The sequence below is a fragment of the Ruegeria arenilitoris genome (genome assembly GCF_013030265.1).
GTDB classification, from domain to species: Bacteria; Pseudomonadota; Alphaproteobacteria; order Rhodobacterales; family Rhodobacteraceae; genus Ruegeria; species Ruegeria arenilitoris_E.
Genome location: NZ_WPZQ01000001.1, coordinates 440,598 through 456,487 on the forward strand (window position 1 = coordinate 440,598; position 15,890 = coordinate 456,487).

The window sequence follows — 15,890 nt, forward strand, 5'->3', positions numbered from 1 at the left end:
TAGATTTTACTGGTCTTTACCCAGCATATGATCCATCGAAATTGACGGCTGGTCGCACCCAGCCTCTCCTACGATCTTGGCGGGGATACCCGCCACGGTCTTACAAGCAGGAACTTCCTGAAGAACCACAGAACCTGCGGCGATGCGGCTGCAGTGACCGACTTCGATATTGCCGAGCACTTTGGCCCCGGCACCGATGAGTACACCATCTCCGATCTTGGGATGGCGCTGCTCCTCTTCCTTGCCGGTTCCACCCAGTGTTACCGAATGCAGCATCGATACATTGTCGCCCACTACCGCAGTCTCGCCGATCACGATGGAATGGGCATGATCGATCATGATCCCCTTACCGATCTTCGCAGCCGGGTGAATATCGATCCCGAAAATCTCAGAAGAACGCATCTGGAAGAAATAGGCCAGATCGTGACGACCCTTGCGCCACAACCAATGTGCCACGCGATAGGCCTGCATCGCCTGATACCCTTTGAAGTAAAGGATCGGTTGCAGCAACCGGTGGCATGCCGGATCACGTTCATAGACCGCCATCAGATCCGCGCGCGCAGCCTCAAGCAAGCTTTTGTCGTCGGCATAGGCTTCGTCCACGATTTCACGCAGAACCATCATCGACATCTCATTCGAACACAGCTTGGCAGCCACGCGATATGATAGAGCGCGCTCGAGGCTGCGATGGTGCAGAATACAGGCATGCACCAGCCCGCCCATCAATGGCTCTTTTTCAACCGCTGCCTGGGCCTCTGACGTGATACGATCCCAAACAGGGTCCACTGGGGTCACATGAGTGCGCGTTTCGAACATGGCTTTTCATCCTTTGCTGCGCCTAGAATAGCCATCTAGGCTCAAAAAGGCCAAACGCAAACCCTTGATGTGCGACACAACAAAAAATGAACGAGACCGATCTGCAGCATTTCAAAACGCTTATTCTTGCTCGGCTGGCCGAACTGGAACAAAATTCCGTCGCCGGACAAGATGCCCAGTCGGTTGTGGAACTGGACCAGCAAGCAATCGGCAGGCTCAGCAGAATGGACGCGTTGCAGAATCAGGCGATGGCCAAGGCACAGCAGACACGGCGGGACATGGAATCTCATCGCTTAAACGCAGCACTCGCCCGCATTGAAGAGGACGAGTTCGGGTATTGCGAAGACTGTGGAGATGAGATTCCACGCGGACGACTGGAACTTGATCTGGCAGCAAGCAAATGCGTCAGCTGTGCCTCTGGCTGATGTGAAACCGGACCAATTGGCGCAATACCAATTCGAAACACAGGCAATACTCCACATCATCGAAGGCAGGTTCATCAGCAAGTGTTCGGGTCCGTGCTGCAGCCATCAACGATCCGTTTCCATAGGCCGGATGCAACTTCCCCGTTTGCGCAACATGCTGATCAGCAAGTTCCGCCTCGGTGATCATCTCTATGCAGATCCGGTCTCGCTCCGATTGCGGCAGGGCCAGCAGAGCCCGTGCCGCAGCACTGACATCTCCGTGGAGAAGCGGGCGCATAGAATTGTCTATCCGATGGCCAGATGGGCAAATGCCCCTGCTCCGAAACTTGCAGATACCTGCGCCACCTCAAATTCATAGGCGCCTGCTAGGCCATCCTCTGTTTTCATGGCGCTGGTATATTGCCAATTCGGGGAACTCGTTACTGCTTCGCGCAGAACGGCGTCGTTGGATCGCACCCGCACCAGATAGGACTCGCTTTCTTCGCCCAGCGGCACATCCAGTCCGCTCCAGTCATCGCCATCGATGCGCGTACGTCGTATCCAGTCAATCTCATCTCCCGAGTTCGATCTTTTCACTTTCAGATGTGCGGGCGCATAGGGTCGCAATCCGTTGCCCCGAAAAGTTTCGACCTGATGTACATAAGCCGGGTCTTCGTAGCCCCGCGTGGCCGGGCCGATCCGATAGTGCTTTGCTATGCGTCTCTCAGTTGGAAGAAGCCCAGTCTGATAGACCCGTTCATCGAGCAGTACGAACATCGAACCTTCGGGCCATACATCGGGCATCGTGGCGTCTGTACCCAACTGCCCCCGCAATCGCCCGGACAGCGCGTAAACTCCGGTCTCTTTCAATTCTGCATTCGCAAACTGAAACAGTTCCCAGTTTCCTGTCGTCCCATCTCCTATGGCGGCCAAATTGGCACCGTTCAGCAATGCTGACCGAGGGCGCGATTCCAAAACACCGTCGATTAGGTTCACACGCAGTGGATTACCCTGATCCCAAAGCCCCGTAGAAGCCTTAAACAACGGGGTTTCAGTAAAGCCGATAACTGCCTGACCCGAGATCAATTCGTGTAGCACATAGTCCTCGTCGCTCGCGGCTGCGTAAACTGCTACATTACCGGGCCACGGATCAGCGGTCACAGCCAGATATGGCGCATACGGGACTTCGGCCCCTGTGATCAATGGCAGATCCATGAATACGGGCAGCACTGGTACCGGGGCGTTGTAGGGTTTGGCTTTTACCTCGTCATCTGGCAGGTCCGAGGGTGCATAGACACCCGGCTCGATCCGAACTGCATCCGCCAGTTGCATCTCGGCCTGCTCCAGCCGGTCGATACGGTAAAGAGCCCCCTTATCCTGATCCGTCCCTGCCAATCGAACCACATCGCCCGCACCCAAGTGCAACAAAGACGGCGGCAAGGCAAACCGGGCTGTTTCGCGCGATGTTCGCGCTTCGCTCAGCCAGCGCTCAGCCGTTTGACGCCCTTCAGCTCGTGTCATCGACAACGGCATCTCATTCACGGACACGGCATGGGTTTTGTCGTCGGGCAGAATTGCCTCCTCTGCCACTACATCATGGTCCGCATCCGATTGCACGAACCTCAGGCGCACACGACCGCTCATTTCCGCCTCGGCTTCTCGACGGTACTCAACTGTGCCTTCAATTTCCGAGCTCATCGCCATTTTGTCCGGGGTAATCTCCTGTACCCCAAACCCGCCCCGCGTTCGGAAATGAAGAATGCCATCACGCTCGATAGCGTCAAATCCATAGCGAAGCATCAACGGCTGCAGTGCAGCACGCGCGTCCATCACATCTTCAATCGCATACCCGCGGACAACACCATACAGGCGGGAAACATCGATTTGCGTAACACCGGCATGATGGCAAATTTCCGTTACAACCGAAGCCAATGAGCGCGAGCCTGATCGTCCGTTCAGCCAATGCCCACGGGCATAGTTGACCCCGTCGCTCCATTGTGAACCAAGGTTGGGAAACGTCGGGTACGGTCGCGCATCCCACGCCCAGACATAGGCATTCGACATATCAACCATCCTGCCACCGTAGTGATGCGACACCGGGTTGTTCTGAGGTGCGTTCCAATAGCCCAATACGGCCTTCAGATACTGAATCTGCATAAAGTCGTCACGCATTCCATTGGAATAGCGCGGCAAACTTGATTCCGACGATTTGGGGTCCAGAAACTTGTTCGGCTGGTTCGTGCCCTTGTCGATGGCCGCACACCCCAGTTCGGTAAACCAGATCGGCTTTGATCCTGGCACCCAACTCGTCGGCGTCGCCTGCCTGACGCCTCCGATCCGCTCGTGATGCGGTTTGGACCACCAGTTGCTCAGATCCTTGTAACGCCAGATCCAAGGCTCATCGTGTTCGTCATCTTTGATCGGAGTTCTGATCTGGGCTTTGGCTTCTTCTGGCGATGCATAGAACCAATCGTAGCCTTCCCCGCCTTCGACATTGCTGCGCAGATAGTCCAGATCATAGATTGAATGGACACCGGCCTTTGCATCCACGTGCGTATCACCGTCCCGCCAATCTGAGATTGGCATGTAGTTGTCGATCCCAACGAAATCGATATTTGCATCTGCCCACAAAGGATCGAGGTGAAAATACCTGTCGCCACTGGCATCCTCGGGTTGGTATCCGAAGTATTCAGACCAGTCCGCCGCATAGCCGATCTTGGTATTAGGCCCAAGAAGCTGACGAACTTCATTTGCTAGCGCGCGTAATTGAGCCACCGCTGGAAAACCAGACGCCCCCCGGATTTGTGTCAGCCCGCGCATTTCCGAACTGATACAAAACGACTCGACACCACCTGCCGCCTTGCACAAAGCGGCATTGTGCAGGATGAAACGTCGTAAACCCCAGTCCTGCGGACCGTGATACGAGACTTTACCATTTGCGACCGTAAAGTCGCTGGCTCGGGCGCCGCCAAAGAATGCAGCCACTTGTGCATCGGCCGTTGCTGTCTTTTCGGGCGATCCCACGCGTCCCGGAGCCACACTCAAAGATATGCGCCCGCGCCAGGGTAAATGCGGTTGCTCTCCTGACTCTGACCAGGGATTGGGCAGACCATTCCCTTTCAACTGATCCATCAGAATGAACGGGTAGAACATGACACGCTGACCAGACTGTCGCAGATGCTGAATAGCCTGCACCACAGCGTCATCCGCCGGAGTACCGCCATAAACCGGCCGATCATTCTCGTGCTTCACGACCTGAGCAGAGTGCCGGGTCAGACCCGCAACCTTCCACGGCATGTTTTCACCGTCTACATCTCCGCGCACTACCTTGGGGGTGATCTTGCACTGACCACAGCGCAGATCACTACCGAACCAGGATACGATCAGTGAGGTTGCCCGGCACTCGCGCAATTCGTGCCGCAATGCCCTGACGGAGGTCACCAGATCAGGACGCCCAGAGCGCGAGTTCACATTGGCAGCCCAGCTGCGACCCTGTCCTTTGGTGTAGTTCACCTGAGTGCTGGCAAGCGCATACTCGCCCGTGCCCGGCATCAGTGCCACACCCTTGATGATCTGACACAGCGCGTCGGTAAAGCGGGGCATGGTGCCTTGTTCCTGCCGCACAACCTCGAACGAGAACTGCGGTACCCGGTTCCCGTACGCGCCCAGCTGCAGATCTTCTATCACCACATAAGCGGTGCCGCGATAAGCTGGAACCTGACCCGTGCCCTCGATGGCTTCAATCAAAGGATCTGGTAACTGATCCGGGCCACCATGATAAACTCTCATGTTCAGAGAAGATCGCTCGACCTCTTCTCCATCCGCCCAGATCCGCGCCACATCCGAGATTATCCCGGCGCCCACCGCAATCGCCAGTGATACCGAATAGCTGTAGGTATGCGTGGTGGTCGTTGTCGTCACCTGTGGCTGTTTCGGCTTGCCTTTGCCGCCACCACCCGTTGTCTGAGTTTGGGTCGACGTGCTCTTGGTCTCCAGAAAGTCCGAGGCCCAGATCACCTGCCCACCAACGCGCATCCGACCAAACGTTGTGGATACCGGTGCGCCTTCGCCAGTCTCGGTCAGACGAAAACGATCCAGGCGGCCAGTCTCGACAACTTCGCTGCCTCCGCCCATGACCGATTGACTCATCAACCGCTGATCAATGACGCGGCCCAGAGTTGCGCCAATGGCGCGACCGATGACTGCCGTTGAAAGACCTGCGACCGTCCCCCCAATGGATCCCCCGATTGCAGCGCCTGCTGCAGACAAAACGATAGTAGCCATCAGCCATTCTCCAGCGGGAATTCAAAACAAGCGACGACCCGGCGTCGCCAAGGATCGCTTAATGTGTTCTCGACAACGCCATGCCCGGAATATGCGTGGATGAAGCGCGGCACTGCACCATCAGCGCTTACGATGCCCAGATGCTTGGCCACACTCTGGTCGCGCATCCTAAACAAAAGGACATCGCCGACCCGCATGTCGGCCGCATTCTTTTCGACAAGGTGTCTTTGTGCAGCGGCCCACATGCGCTCTTCACCCTGCGGTTCGGACCAATCCATGCTGTAGACGGGTACTGCCTCTGGCTCGTGTCCCATGACGGAGCGCCACACACCACGCAAGAGGCCCAGGCAATCCGCCCCAGCCCCCCGAACCGAGGCCTGGTGGACATAGGGCGTTCCGAGCCAACGCCTGGCCTCGGCGACGATGGATTGCTGTGAAACGCTCATCTCCTGCTACCCCCTTTGTTGGGCCTGCCGGATTTGGGCACAGCCATCACCCAATCTTCTTCGGGAAGATCCGGGAAACCCTGAAAATTCAGAAGATTGTTGAACTTTAACCGGCAGGTATTCATGGCCTTGTCACATCCCGCCAGCAAACGAACCCGGTCACCCGCCGCCACAGGCGCATTGATGCCAGACCACAAAGTCACCTCGCGTCCGCCCTCAATCCGCCGGTCCAGTTTGATAGAAGCCCACAACCCTTTGGCCTGACCGGACAGGACATCCAACCTTCCCCGCTTGAACCAATCGTCCAAGGGCTCAATTCCGCCGCGCAGCACCAAAAAAGTTCCGCTCTCGGCTTTGGCCACCTCTGCCTCGGCTGAATGACCCGGCTTATTCAAATCGATCTGGCACGAGCTATCCCCAAGAACGGCGGTGCAAGGTTTCTGATAGATGCGCCCCATGGGGCGGTTCAATAGATCAGTCAGCCCGCGCAGCTCGGCATGAAATGCCCCACCGCCCCGCCGCAGTTCACCAATCGTTCCTCTGAACTGCAGCACACGTTGCTCGGGCGTGGTCCAATTGACCAACCACGCCCGCACTTCGGCCCCGTCAAAGCGGCCAGCCTCGATGTCCTCTTCGCGAACGGCGGCATCCGACAGAGCACCCATGGCCTCGGAATTGTCGATCGACAATCCGGTTGCCTGCTCAATCGCGGCAGCGGTCAAACCGCTACTTGCCCGAAAGGCCACCCCCTCAAAGCTCAGCTCCATGTCATGGTCAGTAAAGCCAAAAACCTCTCCGTCGGTGCGTTTGATCGCCCAGCACCGACAGGTCGTCGTCAACCCGCTTTCCAAATGGGTCTGCAGTCCCTGCTTGTCACCACTCATCAGACCCGCACCTCCACTACAGGGACATTCGGAACGTCTCCTGCCTGAAAGCTCGCAACGCTGGTTTGAATCTTGTCGGTGTCAAATCGCACCGGCACATCGAATTCAAAACCGGCCGTAATCTCAACCTCATCGGGTGGCGCATTCTCGAAGGTAACCACGCCACTAGTGAGATTAATCTCAAAGTCCGTCCCCTCGCGCATTTCATCTTGCTCGAGGCCAAGCTTTACCGTTCCAAGTACCGGCTTCACGATCGGGCGCACATAGCTGAACCCGCCCGAACTGTAAGTCTTGATTAACTGAAACTCAGTCTGTTTCCCATCACCCCGTGCGATGATCTGATCGGCTTTGTCCACATCAGCCGAAGACGCGCCGGATTTGTAATCGGACCAGTCTTTCCAACGGAATCCATACATCTGACCTTGACGCGCTTCGAAAAACGAAATCAGGGTTTCGATGTCATCCAGTGATCGCATTCCCAACCCCGCATCATAGCGGCGACGGGAATGCGCCCAGGGCGTGTTCCGCTCCTCAAAACCATTTGCCAGCGTCACGATGTCGGTTCGTCGTTCAGGCCCTCCGACCGAGCCGAAACTCAGACTTGCGGGAAATCTCACCTCGTGAAAATTCATGACCTGCTCCCCTGATTATCTGTTGCGATTGCCGCGCCCCAGAGCACGGCTCATTTGTGCTGCAATCTGACTTTGGCTACGGCGGAAACCCTGTACGTCAGGCGTGGTGATGTTCATCACCACACTCACTGCGCGACCGCCGCCAGAGTTACGGACACCCAATTTTCCATCAGGACCACGGGCCAGCGGGATGATCGCTTCTGGGCCGGCCTCACCCATTAGACCGGTGCCACCCCGCATCGGAAAGGTGGTCGGCCCGCTGACCACCCCTCCATTTGCAAAAGGCATCACCCTGCCTTGTGAAAAGCTGCCGCCATCTGCGAAGGGCAGAATGCCCTGCACCAATCCGCCCACGGTGTTGGCCAAAATTCCACCGAAGTGGTCCGTCACAGGCTTGATCGCTGCCGAATATGCAGTGCGGATCATCGAGTTTTTGAGCACATCCAAGGCGTCCGACAGGTTCATCCCATCCAGCACGACCCCATCAAAGGCTTTGCGCAACCCGCTGGACATGCCGCGTTCCAGCGTGGCAACGTCCTTACCCGTTTCCTCAAAAGCGGCGCTGATCCGTTTCATCTGCCCATCAAAGGCCGCCGCCATGGTTGCCGCATCACCCAGCGAGTCGCCCAGCGCCTCGCCACGCTCCTGCAGATCCTCCAACCCATCACGATCCGTCATCACGCTCTCCTTGTTCCTTGTCCGGATAAGCCGACAGCAACGCATCCAGGCCTGCCCGGTTCATCGCGGGGATCCCCGCGCCTTGCCCCAACATCAGCCGCAACTCAGCCGGTGTCAGACGCCAGAACTGGTCTGGCGTCAGACGCAGGCCAACAAACCCAGCCCGCATCAGGACGGGCCAGTCGAACCCGCTCATACTTGCTCGGGGACCATGAAGGCCCGCGCCAACAACTCAGCCGCCGCGCGCGCGCCCGCCAGCGGACCGCCTTCGATTTCGGCGCTCAGCAAATCGGATCGGGTAACCTTGGCCCCACCACCCCTCAGTCCGGCCACAATCAATGCCAGCACATCACCGCTGGAATAGGCTCCACCTTCGAACCGTTGCACCAGTTCAACCAATGATCCCGCCCCCAGTTCTTTTTCCAGTTCCGCCAAGGCACCCAAAGTCAGCTTGAGCACATGCCGCTCTTCATCGATGGTCAGTGCCACCTCACCCGTCCAAGGATTGGCCATTGGTCAAAGCGCCGTGAATGTCAGAGCGCCCGCGCTCGCCATGCTCATCTCGTAAGTCGCCTCGCCATTGTGCGAGCCCGCATATTCGATGCCGGTCACCTGAAAAGGCCCCTCTACGATACCGAAATCAGGGATGATTACCTGAAAGCCTGGCGTCTCCCCGTCAAAGAACAGCTGCCTCGCCCGTTCATCCGTTCCTGCATCCTTGAACACACCCGAACCCGAAATAGCTGCAGACTTGACACCCGCCCCCGACAACAGTTCTCGCCATCCGCCCTGACTTTCTAGAGATGTCACGTCCACACTTTCGGCATTGAAACTGATCCGCGTGGCGCGCAGCCCCGCAATTGTCTCGAACAGACCCGATCCGTTCATGTCTACTTTAACCAGTAGGTCCTTACCGTTCTGGGCACCCATATGCTCTCTCCAATGATTGCTTAGTTGTCTTCCACTCGCGCGCGAAATCTCAGATCGATCTGACGAATTGCGCCACCAGTACCGGTACGCCTGGCCGAAGCACGCTCGAACCACAGCCCTACAAGCCGGCCACGATCCAAGGTCAAAGGCGCATCCTCGAGCGCATCACAGACCGCGCCAGCCAGTATTTTGGCCGCGCCAAACCCGGCTGCTTCGGATACCACCGAAACCGTGAACCGATGCACCGCGCCCGCGCCGGACCGGTCCGAGGCTTCACGAACCTCTTCCGGACCCAGCGACACATAAGTCTGGGGAACTGTCCCCGTGGGCACGGCGTCATAGATCGCACCGCTGGATTGCGCGCTGACTTGCGCGTCGTTCGAAAGCTGTTGAAACACTGCCGCTTGCAAAGCAGCTGAAACGCCATAGCTCATGCCGCCACCTCTTCATCAGCAAAGCAGGTCAGGTAGTGACCTCGAGCGTCCCGATCCGCGACAGCGCGAATTACGAAACGGCGCTCACCCTCGCGAAATCGCTGATCCGGTGCAGGCCGCATCGTCGATCCCTGGGGTGCATTCCGCACCACGATGCGATAGCTAACCCGCGAAACAGGCACTCCGGCGATTGATCGCTCTGCACCAGTACGGGCAGTGATCTCGGCCCAATGCTCTCCCAAAGCCTCCCAGGTCTCGGTGTATCCACCCGCTCCGTCAGCAGTTCTCACTGGTGACTCCAGCACCAGCTTCCGGTTCAAATACGGTGCTTTCATCGCGCCACCCCTGCCCCAAAGCGCACCATGCGGTAGCGCTGGATCAGACTGGTCACACCAAAGGGCATGCACCCATCCCCCAGTGCGGTTTCATCTCTATATTCATAGTAATGCGCCGCCAGCAGCAGTACCGCCTGACCAAGATCAGCTGGCAGGCCACCCCAATCAGTTGCCATGCCTGCAACAAAGACAATCTTGACGGAACCTCCGATCGAGACCGCAGGCAGACTCGCACCTTTGGGGCGCAATCTGGGCCGCTGACTATCCCGCTCCAACCGATAGGCATCAGTCGCCACGGCGGTTTCAGATCCTGCGGCATCCGACATCGTCACCACAGATATCTCCGTCACCGGGGCAACAGGTAACACCTCACCTACTTGGTCGCGCCATTTGTTCAGGCTCCACGAGAACTCGCGCTCGATCAGAACCTTGCCTGTGCGCGCCTCAATCGCTGCGATCGCTGCCCGCAAGAACCCCTTCAATACTTCGTCCTGCACGCTGGCTTCGGTGAAACCCGTTCCCAGCCGCAGGTGTGCTTTGAACTGATCTACCGGCAGCGCCGCATCCGCGATGGCGGTTTCTTCGATCAACATCATCCATTCACTCCGCAATCTCGGACCCCTCCGGGGCCGCTTCTTGGAAAATGACGGGCACGCGCCGCCCCACGTTGCTCGGACGGAGGGGAGCAGCTAGACAACGCAGGGGATTCACCCCGGCTCGCGCCCGCCGTCCGAGGGGCACTAGACCCCTCGGATCCGTCACCGCTTAGGCGGTGCCGAATTTCACCAGCTTGATCGCGGCAAAATCGCTCACGTCGCCGCCCACACGTTTGGTCGCGTAAAATAGAACGTGCGGCTTGGCGCTGAACGGATCGCGCAGCACGCGCAGATCAGGGCGCTCGGCAATGGTGTAGCCAGAGTGGAAGTCACCAAAGGCGATAGAGAAACTGTCGGTCGCCGCATCCGGCATGTCTTCCGCGATCAACACTGGATAGCCCATAAGACGTGCAGGCTCACCCGCGGCTAGGCCATCCGACCACAGGAAGCGGCCATCACTGTCCTTCAGTTTACGGATCACACCTGCGGTTTTCGAGTTCATCACAAAGGTGCCATTGACCCGATACTGTGCACCCAGCGCATAGACCACATCAACAATAGTGTCCGCATCAACGCCACCATCAATGCCGGAAGCCACATACCCCAGTCGCCCCCAGGACCAGCTGTCCTCGGCCATGGTGCCGTGGTTCAGGATACCCTTGGGCTTATCCACGCCATCCCCATTGATGAACGCCGCTGCCTCGGCTCGCGCGAACTTGTCTGCGATACGCGCCGCCAACCAGCCTTCGACGTCAAAGGCACTGTCATCCAACAGGCGCTGCGACGCCTTAGGCAATGCGCTGAGCTCGTGCAATGGGATCGAGATGCGATCAATCGTCGGTGTCGAGGTCTCGGTTGTGGCCGAGCTCTCGTCGGCCCAGCCCGCGCCGACATCAGTATGGTCGATCAGTACATCGAACGAATTCGCCTCTACATTCACTACAGACGCAATGGAACGGATTGAAGCGGTGGAATTCAAAACGGATTTGATGGTCTCAGCCGTTTGTGGGTCGATCAGATAGCCGCCCTCACTGTTGACCGCGCTGGATAGCGACTTGGCCTCCATCTCAAGCCCGCGCAGCCCGTCATCTTCACCTGATCGCACATAGGCATCAAAGGCCTTCTGATGCGGGGCTCCGTCCTCAAGCGAAGCCGTAAGATGCGGGCGCGCCGCGATGGTTGATTTACGATCCAGCATAGTCAGTCGCTCTTCTGTCTGTTGCAGTTTGGTTTTAACTTCAGCCTTCAGGCCCTTGAATTCATTCACGAAGCCAGCCATCGCCTGCTTCACCTCCTGAACCAGGGGCGCACCCTCTCCGGTCAAGGCCGGGGTCTCGGTCTTGCTCATCAGCATGTCCTGTTTTGGGGTGGGTATTGAGGCGCGCTATGTCCGCGCCAGCTCCTGCCGGGCGTCGTTGAACACCTCAGCTATACTGCGCCAGGTATTCTCAACATCAGGCTCAATGCCCTTCGCTGCCACCCGCGCACTGGGCAACATCGGGAAGGTCACCAGCGACACCTCCCACAGCTCCAGTTCGGTCAGGACCCGCTGGCCCTTGTCATTCTTCACAGCCCGCTTGGTGCGATACCCAATCGATAACCCATCCATCGCGCCCGCCCGGATCAGCTCCGCCGCCTCGCGGCCCTTCTGCGTGCTTTCCAGAAGTCGTCCTTTGACCCACAGGCCATGCTCATCCTCGCGCACCTCGTCCCAGACACCGATGGGCTGCGCCGGGTCGTGTTGCCACAGCATCTTGACCCGCCGACCCGCCTTCGCCAGCGTATCAAGCGATCCGCGATACGCACCACGCTGCACCACATCGCTACCCTGATCAGCCTGACCAAACAGGCTGGCATAGCCTTCGATCACCGCGTCCTCGGTCACGGATAGCCCATCGCCGAACCGCGCGAATTTATGCTCCAAATCCATGAACACCTCCTCGTAAATCCTTGATTTCACGGCGTAGCCGTGAGAAATGACTGAAACGCCTGCGCCAGGATCACTGCCGCCACACCGTAGACCGTCAACCAAAGCCGACGCTCCAACCGCTCCATCATCTCTTCGATCTGATCCAACCGCCTGCACAGATGCGCATGCTGAATCTCCGCCACCCGTTCATGCGCAGCCAGACGCAGGCCCGGCGCACATTCGAACGGAGGATACCCGTCAGACATCCGCACGTTCCGGCAGCCCCAGCAAAGCGCGCTTTTCGGCATCCGTCAGGAAATCGGCCCCATTGACCCGCGCCCATTGTGCATCCCGTTCCGCCGACAACGCGGGCACCTGATCCAGATCAGGCTTCAGCACCAAATCCTCACCCGAGAACCCTGCCAGCCACTCCGACACCGCCGCCGCCACCCGCGTCACCAGAGGCAGCACGGTCAAGCGATAGAACGCCCGGTTGGCCTCCTGATAGTTCGAATAGGTTGCGTCGCCCTGGATCCCCAGCAGCATCGGCGGAACCCCAAAGGCCAGCGCGATCTCGCGGGCGGCGGCTTCCTTGGTCTTTTGAAACTCCATGTCGGATGGGGAGAAGCCCATCGGCTTCCAGTCCAGCCCCCCTTCCAGAACCATCGGCCGACCCGCATTGCGCGCCCCGCGATAGTTCTGCTCGATCTCGTCCGACAGACGCCGGAACTGATCCTCGGCCATCACCCCATGGCCATCACCCTTCCACACCAGCGCCCCCGAAGGCCGCGCCGCATTGTCGAGCAGCGATTTCGACCATCGAGACGCACTGTTATGCACATCAATCGCCATCGCCGCCGCCTGCATCGGCGAGAACCCGTAATGATCATCCTGCGGATGGAACGATTTGATATGACAGATATTTTCCGCCGCAAACCGGTGCTTCTTGCCGCCCACCGCGTAGTCATACGCCTTGGGCCACCCATCCGCCCCCGGCACCACGCTCATCCGGTCGGATCGCAGCACATGCAGCTCAACCGGCAAGCCTTCCTCGGCCTGAACAGCCTCGACATAAGCATTACCCGACAACAGCAACTGCCCGAACAGCGCCTCCATCAACTCCGCCCGCCCCTGCGCCGCATTGGGACACCGCATCAGCGACAGGATCGGATGCACATCAAACCGCTGCGCCTGATCTTGCAGAACCAGAGGCAACGCCGCCGCTGCCTCGGCAATCAGCTTGACGGATCGAAACCCAACCGGGTTCCCCGAAAACCCCGTCCGCGTCAACGACACCGCATCCCGAGGGCTCCAAGCCACGCGCCCGCCCGTCTGCCACGCCACCACAGGCCCCGCCGCGCTCGCCTTCGCCTCGGGCGCTTCACCCGCCGATCCACGACGCAAGAAATCGAATACCATCTGTGCTCCTTTCTGCCGCCGCTCTGCCCGGCTTGTTGAAAGGAGTTATGACGGAAAGAAGTTTAGGGCTTGGGAATGGGGCGTACGGGGGGTGGGCAACGGGTATAGTAGACCTAACAAAAAAACACGAATTTTAGCGTCAAGTTGATAAAGAGCCCCCAAGATCACAACCATTCATTGAGATATTCATCTTCCTATCACAAACTGCAATTTGGTTAGGACGCTGGTTTGAGTACAAAGCAAATCTCTTACTATGAATCGGACTTGAAACTATGAAATGTCATCTGGATTGGGCGGAATGCAGCGCTGCTTTTACCGCAGACGGTACACTGCGGGACATATATGTGCTCGGTACAACCGAAGCAGATTGGCAGAAATTTATTGATTTCGCTGCGAAGCTCGACTCATCTTTCTATTGCGATGGTGAACAGCGGAAACTGCCCGAGCATATCTCGGCCATATTCGACTCAAACAGAGAACAATCGGTACTTATGAAAATTGAGACTGGATGTACTACAATCCACTGCCATTTCTTTACCGAATCTGAATTGGAACTCGACGTTGACCCCAAACACATTGCCTCACAGCAAGGCCTGAACGAAATCTCCGAGTTCATCATTGGGCTTGGTAAGGCGCTGAAAAAGAACGTCGTACTGACCGAAGAGGACGCTCCGGCGGCAGTTTGGCTCTCCTATTCCGCAGCAGATGCTCGAATAGCGTTCAGGCACCCTTAGCAACGCTTACAAACTCCTCACCCTCGGCCTTCTAAACACCCCCGCAGGCCCCACAACCAGCTCATGCAGCGCCCAGACCAGCGCATCGACCCGGTCGGGCGAGCCCTGACCCTCGAACCCGCGCGCGGTCATCTGGCACATCTGCTCCTCCAGCGCGTCCAGCCCCGCCACATGGCGCACCCGCCCCTGTTCGTACAAAGCCGCCACAGGCTCGGCCCGCGCCACCTTGCCGCGTGAGGCCCGCACCGCGCGATAAGGCACCAGAGGGTCCACCTGCCGCACCACCTCTTCCACCAGTTGCCCGCCCTGATTGACCTCGGCCACCAGCCGTTCGGCCCCGAATTCATCCATCGCATCAATCGCCGCCTGCGCCCAGCCTGCCGGACCGACGCCCTGCACCGTCCGGTCGGCCAGCACATAGGCGCGCCAGTCTTCGGGCGATCCCTGCACCCGAGCCCCCACGACCACGATCCCGCAAGCATCCGCATCTGCCCCCGCCGTCACCGCCGGGTCCAGCGCCACGACGATCCGATCCAACGCAGGCACCTGCGCGCACCGCGCCGCCTCCAGCATCGATCCGGTCCACAACGCCCCCTCGGCATCCGACAACAGCACCCCGTCCAGCTCCTGCCTCCCCAGCCGCGTGCCTGCATAGCGCGCGCGCACCTCATCTAAGAAGGAATCCGCCAGATTGGCCCGGTTCGCCTCGGTCGGCGCATGGGTCTGCACGGTCGAGGGCGACGCCAGCAACTCCTTCAAAACCTTCACATTCCGCGGTGTGGTCGTCACACAGGCCCGAGGCCGATCCCCCAACCGCAACGCAAATTGCAGCATATCCCACGTTTCACCAGCCTTCTTCCACTTGGCCAACTCATCCACCCAGGCCGCATCAAACTGCGGCCCGCGCAGCCCCTGTGGGTCATGCGCCGAAAACGCCTGCGCCTCGGCCCCGTTGGGCCAGATCAGTTTCCGTTCCGATGCCTTCCAGGTAGGTCGACGATCCGGCGGAGAACACTGCAATATTCCGCTATCCCCAAAGATCATCACATCGCGCACCTGGTCAAAGGTCTCACCGACCAACGCCACCCGACTGGCCTCACCTCTGTCCAAAGGCTTTGCCCCTTCGACCATCGACCGTACCCATTCAGACCCGGCCCGCGTCTTGCCGGCCCCACGCCCACCCATAATGACCCATGACCGCCATTCGCCCTCGGGTGGCAACTGATGCGGCAACGCCCAGAACTCGAACAGGAAAGGAAGGGCACAAAGCCCTCCCTCCCCGATCTCACTCAGAAATCTGTCCTGCAGCGCAACAGGTGCGGAGGCGAGCCAACCGGCACCCGACCTCAAATCGAGCTCGGTTAAGGTCGAGCGCGTATCCCCCTTGGG

At 58.6% G+C, this 15,890-nt stretch carries 20 protein-coding genes; 2 read left to right on the top strand and 18 right to left on the bottom strand.

From position 1 onward, the window contains the following. Positions 1-6: 6 nt before the first annotated feature. Positions 7-816, bottom strand: a complete 810-nt coding sequence (cysE, locus tag GOX61_RS02235) for a serine O-acetyltransferase (RefSeq protein ID WP_155151026.1) — start codon at positions 814-816, stop codon at positions 7-9. Positions 817-902: 86 nt separating this feature from the next. Here cysE and GOX61_RS02240 point away from each other — a divergent pair, with 86 nt between their 5' ends. Next, a complete protein-coding gene (locus tag GOX61_RS02240; RefSeq protein WP_155151029.1) occupies positions 903-1,241 on the top strand; it encodes a TraR/DksA family transcriptional regulator in 339 nt (112 codons plus the stop codon). On the opposite strand, the gene GOX61_RS02245 is transcribed toward GOX61_RS02240, so the two are convergent. From GOX61_RS02245 to GOX61_RS02320, 16 genes are all read right to left on the bottom strand, one after another. Then, the gene (locus tag GOX61_RS02245) at positions 1,222-1,518 is read right to left on the bottom strand and encodes a DUF7742 family protein (RefSeq protein ID WP_170330940.1); all 297 of its coding nucleotides are present in this window, start codon (positions 1,516-1,518) and stop codon (positions 1,222-1,224) included. The genes GOX61_RS02240 and GOX61_RS02245 overlap by 20 nt on opposite strands. 8 nt (positions 1,519-1,526) lie before the next feature. Further along, entirely contained in the window at positions 1,527-5,504 is a 3,978-nt protein-coding gene (locus GOX61_RS02250; RefSeq protein ID WP_170330943.1) for a baseplate multidomain protein megatron, read from the bottom strand. Beyond that, complete coding sequence (locus tag GOX61_RS02255; RefSeq protein WP_170330945.1) at positions 5,504-5,950, bottom strand: NlpC/P60 family protein; 447 nt, start codon at positions 5,948-5,950, stop codon at positions 5,504-5,506. Before GOX61_RS02255 ends, GOX61_RS02250 begins: the two co-directional genes overlap by 1 nt. Continuing rightward, positions 5,947-6,834 carry a DUF2163 domain-containing protein gene (locus tag GOX61_RS02260; protein ID WP_170330947.1) on the bottom strand — a complete coding sequence of 296 codons (888 nt, stop codon included), beginning with the start codon at positions 6,832-6,834 and terminating at the stop codon, positions 5,947-5,949. The genes GOX61_RS02255 and GOX61_RS02260 overlap by 4 nt, the downstream gene beginning before the upstream one ends. Then, positions 6,834-7,466, bottom strand: coding sequence for a DUF2460 domain-containing protein (locus tag GOX61_RS02265; RefSeq protein WP_170330949.1), 633 nt, complete (start codon positions 7,464-7,466; stop codon positions 6,834-6,836). The genes GOX61_RS02260 and GOX61_RS02265 overlap by 1 nt, the downstream gene beginning before the upstream one ends. 15 nt (positions 7,467-7,481) lie before the next feature. Then, positions 7,482-8,144, bottom strand: a complete 663-nt coding sequence (locus GOX61_RS02270; RefSeq protein WP_170330951.1) for a phage tail tape measure protein — start codon at positions 8,142-8,144, stop codon at positions 7,482-7,484. After that, on the bottom strand, positions 8,131-8,340 hold the full coding sequence (locus GOX61_RS02275) for a rcc01693 family protein (protein WP_170330953.1): 210 nt from the start codon (positions 8,338-8,340) through the stop codon (positions 8,131-8,133). The genes GOX61_RS02270 and GOX61_RS02275 overlap by 14 nt, the downstream gene beginning before the upstream one ends. Then, entirely contained in the window at positions 8,337-8,657 is a 321-nt protein-coding gene (locus tag GOX61_RS02280; RefSeq protein WP_170330955.1) for a gene transfer agent family protein, read from the bottom strand. Before GOX61_RS02280 ends, GOX61_RS02275 begins: the two co-directional genes overlap by 4 nt. Positions 8,658-8,660: 3 nt before the next feature. Next, positions 8,661-9,074, bottom strand: a complete 414-nt coding sequence (locus GOX61_RS02285; protein WP_155151056.1) for a phage major tail protein, TP901-1 family — start codon at positions 9,072-9,074, stop codon at positions 8,661-8,663. A gap of 20 nt (positions 9,075-9,094) precedes the next feature. After that, the gene (locus GOX61_RS02290) at positions 9,095-9,508 is read right to left on the bottom strand and encodes a DUF3168 domain-containing protein (RefSeq protein ID WP_170330957.1); all 414 of its coding nucleotides are present in this window, start codon (positions 9,506-9,508) and stop codon (positions 9,095-9,097) included. After that, the gene (locus GOX61_RS02295; RefSeq protein WP_170330959.1) at positions 9,505-9,843 is read right to left on the bottom strand and encodes a phage head closure protein; all 339 of its coding nucleotides are present in this window, start codon (positions 9,841-9,843) and stop codon (positions 9,505-9,507) included. The genes GOX61_RS02290 and GOX61_RS02295 overlap by 4 nt, the downstream gene beginning before the upstream one ends. Continuing rightward, positions 9,840-10,439, bottom strand: a complete 600-nt coding sequence (locus tag GOX61_RS02300) for a head-tail connector protein (RefSeq protein WP_170330961.1) — start codon at positions 10,437-10,439, stop codon at positions 9,840-9,842. Before GOX61_RS02300 ends, GOX61_RS02295 begins: the two co-directional genes overlap by 4 nt. Positions 10,440-10,608: 169 nt before the next feature. Beyond that, complete coding sequence (locus GOX61_RS02305) at positions 10,609-11,787, bottom strand: phage major capsid protein (RefSeq protein WP_170330962.1); 1,179 nt, start codon at positions 11,785-11,787, stop codon at positions 10,609-10,611. Between the two features lie 36 nt (positions 11,788-11,823). Further along, on the bottom strand, positions 11,824-12,369 hold the full coding sequence (locus tag GOX61_RS02310) for an HK97 family phage prohead protease (protein WP_170330964.1): 546 nt from the start codon (positions 12,367-12,369) through the stop codon (positions 11,824-11,826). 26 nt (positions 12,370-12,395) lie between these two features. Further along, complete coding sequence (locus GOX61_RS02315; RefSeq protein ID WP_170330966.1) at positions 12,396-12,614, bottom strand: GTA head formation protein, RCAP_rcc01685 family; 219 nt, start codon at positions 12,612-12,614, stop codon at positions 12,396-12,398. Next, positions 12,607-13,767 carry a phage portal protein gene (locus GOX61_RS02320; RefSeq protein WP_170330968.1) on the bottom strand — a complete coding sequence of 387 codons (1,161 nt, stop codon included), beginning with the start codon at positions 13,765-13,767 and terminating at the stop codon, positions 12,607-12,609. Before GOX61_RS02320 ends, GOX61_RS02315 begins: the two co-directional genes overlap by 8 nt. Positions 13,768-14,039: 272 nt before the next feature. Here GOX61_RS02320 and GOX61_RS02325 point away from each other — a divergent pair, with 272 nt between their 5' ends. After that, positions 14,040-14,501: a hypothetical protein gene (locus tag GOX61_RS02325; protein WP_170330969.1), complete on the top strand. Its 462-nt coding sequence runs from the start codon at positions 14,040-14,042 to the stop codon at positions 14,499-14,501. Between the two features lie 6 nt (positions 14,502-14,507). Here the strand turns inward: GOX61_RS02325 and GOX61_RS02330 are convergent, their stop codons facing one another. Beyond that, positions 14,508-15,686, bottom strand: coding sequence for a DNA-packaging protein (locus tag GOX61_RS02330; RefSeq protein ID WP_254436733.1), 1,179 nt, complete (start codon positions 15,684-15,686; stop codon positions 14,508-14,510). Positions 15,687-15,890: the final 204 nt, after the last annotated feature.

What these genes read in the sequence shown, in the direction of transcription:
- GOX61_RS02290 (WP_170330957.1), bottom strand. Translation starts at nt 9,508, where the DNA reads ATGAGCTATGGCGTTTCAGCTGCTTTGCAAGCGGCAGTGTTTCAACAG.
- cysE (WP_155151026.1), bottom strand. Translation starts at nt 816, where the DNA reads ATGTTCGAAACGCGCACTCATGTGACCCCAGTGGACCCTGTTTGGGAT.
- GOX61_RS02325 (WP_170330969.1), top strand. Translation starts at nt 14,040, where the DNA reads ATGAAATGTCATCTGGATTGGGCGGAATGCAGCGCTGCTTTTACCGCA.
- GOX61_RS02275 (WP_170330953.1), bottom strand. Translation starts at nt 8,340, where the DNA reads ATGAGCGGGTTCGACTGGCCCGTCCTGATGCGGGCTGGGTTTGTTGGC.
- GOX61_RS02285 (WP_155151056.1), bottom strand. Translation starts at nt 9,074, where the DNA reads ATGGGTGCCCAGAACGGTAAGGACCTACTGGTTAAAGTAGACATGAAC.
- GOX61_RS02265 (WP_170330949.1), bottom strand. Translation starts at nt 7,466, where the DNA reads ATGAATTTTCACGAGGTGAGATTTCCCGCAAGTCTGAGTTTCGGCTCG.
- GOX61_RS02270 (WP_170330951.1), bottom strand. Translation starts at nt 8,144, where the DNA reads ATGACGGATCGTGATGGGTTGGAGGATCTGCAGGAGCGTGGCGAGGCG.
- GOX61_RS02315 (WP_170330966.1), bottom strand. Translation starts at nt 12,614, where the DNA reads ATGTCTGACGGGTATCCTCCGTTCGAATGTGCGCCGGGCCTGCGTCTG.
- GOX61_RS02330 (WP_254436733.1), bottom strand. Translation starts at nt 15,686, where the DNA reads ATGGGTGGGCGTGGGGCCGGCAAGACGCGGGCCGGGTCTGAATGGGTA.
- GOX61_RS02295 (WP_170330959.1), bottom strand. Translation starts at nt 9,843, where the DNA reads ATGAAAGCACCGTATTTGAACCGGAAGCTGGTGCTGGAGTCACCAGTG.
- GOX61_RS02250 (WP_170330943.1), bottom strand. Translation starts at nt 5,504, where the DNA reads ATGGCTACTATCGTTTTGTCTGCAGCAGGCGCTGCAATCGGGGGATCC.
- GOX61_RS02240 (WP_155151029.1), top strand. Translation starts at nt 903, where the DNA reads ATGAACGAGACCGATCTGCAGCATTTCAAAACGCTTATTCTTGCTCGG.
- GOX61_RS02260 (WP_170330947.1), bottom strand. Translation starts at nt 6,834, where the DNA reads ATGAGTGGTGACAAGCAGGGACTGCAGACCCATTTGGAAAGCGGGTTG.
- GOX61_RS02305 (WP_170330962.1), bottom strand. Translation starts at nt 11,787, where the DNA reads ATGAGCAAGACCGAGACCCCGGCCTTGACCGGAGAGGGTGCGCCCCTG.
- GOX61_RS02255 (WP_170330945.1), bottom strand. Translation starts at nt 5,950, where the DNA reads ATGAGCGTTTCACAGCAATCCATCGTCGCCGAGGCCAGGCGTTGGCTC.
- GOX61_RS02300 (WP_170330961.1), bottom strand. Translation starts at nt 10,439, where the DNA reads ATGATGTTGATCGAAGAAACCGCCATCGCGGATGCGGCGCTGCCGGTA.
- GOX61_RS02320 (WP_170330968.1), bottom strand. Translation starts at nt 13,767, where the DNA reads ATGGTATTCGATTTCTTGCGTCGTGGATCGGCGGGTGAAGCGCCCGAG.
- GOX61_RS02245 (WP_170330940.1), bottom strand. Translation starts at nt 1,518, where the DNA reads ATGCGCCCGCTTCTCCACGGAGATGTCAGTGCTGCGGCACGGGCTCTG.
- GOX61_RS02310 (WP_170330964.1), bottom strand. Translation starts at nt 12,369, where the DNA reads ATGGATTTGGAGCATAAATTCGCGCGGTTCGGCGATGGGCTATCCGTG.
- GOX61_RS02280 (WP_170330955.1), bottom strand. Translation starts at nt 8,657, where the DNA reads ATGGCCAATCCTTGGACGGGTGAGGTGGCACTGACCATCGATGAAGAG.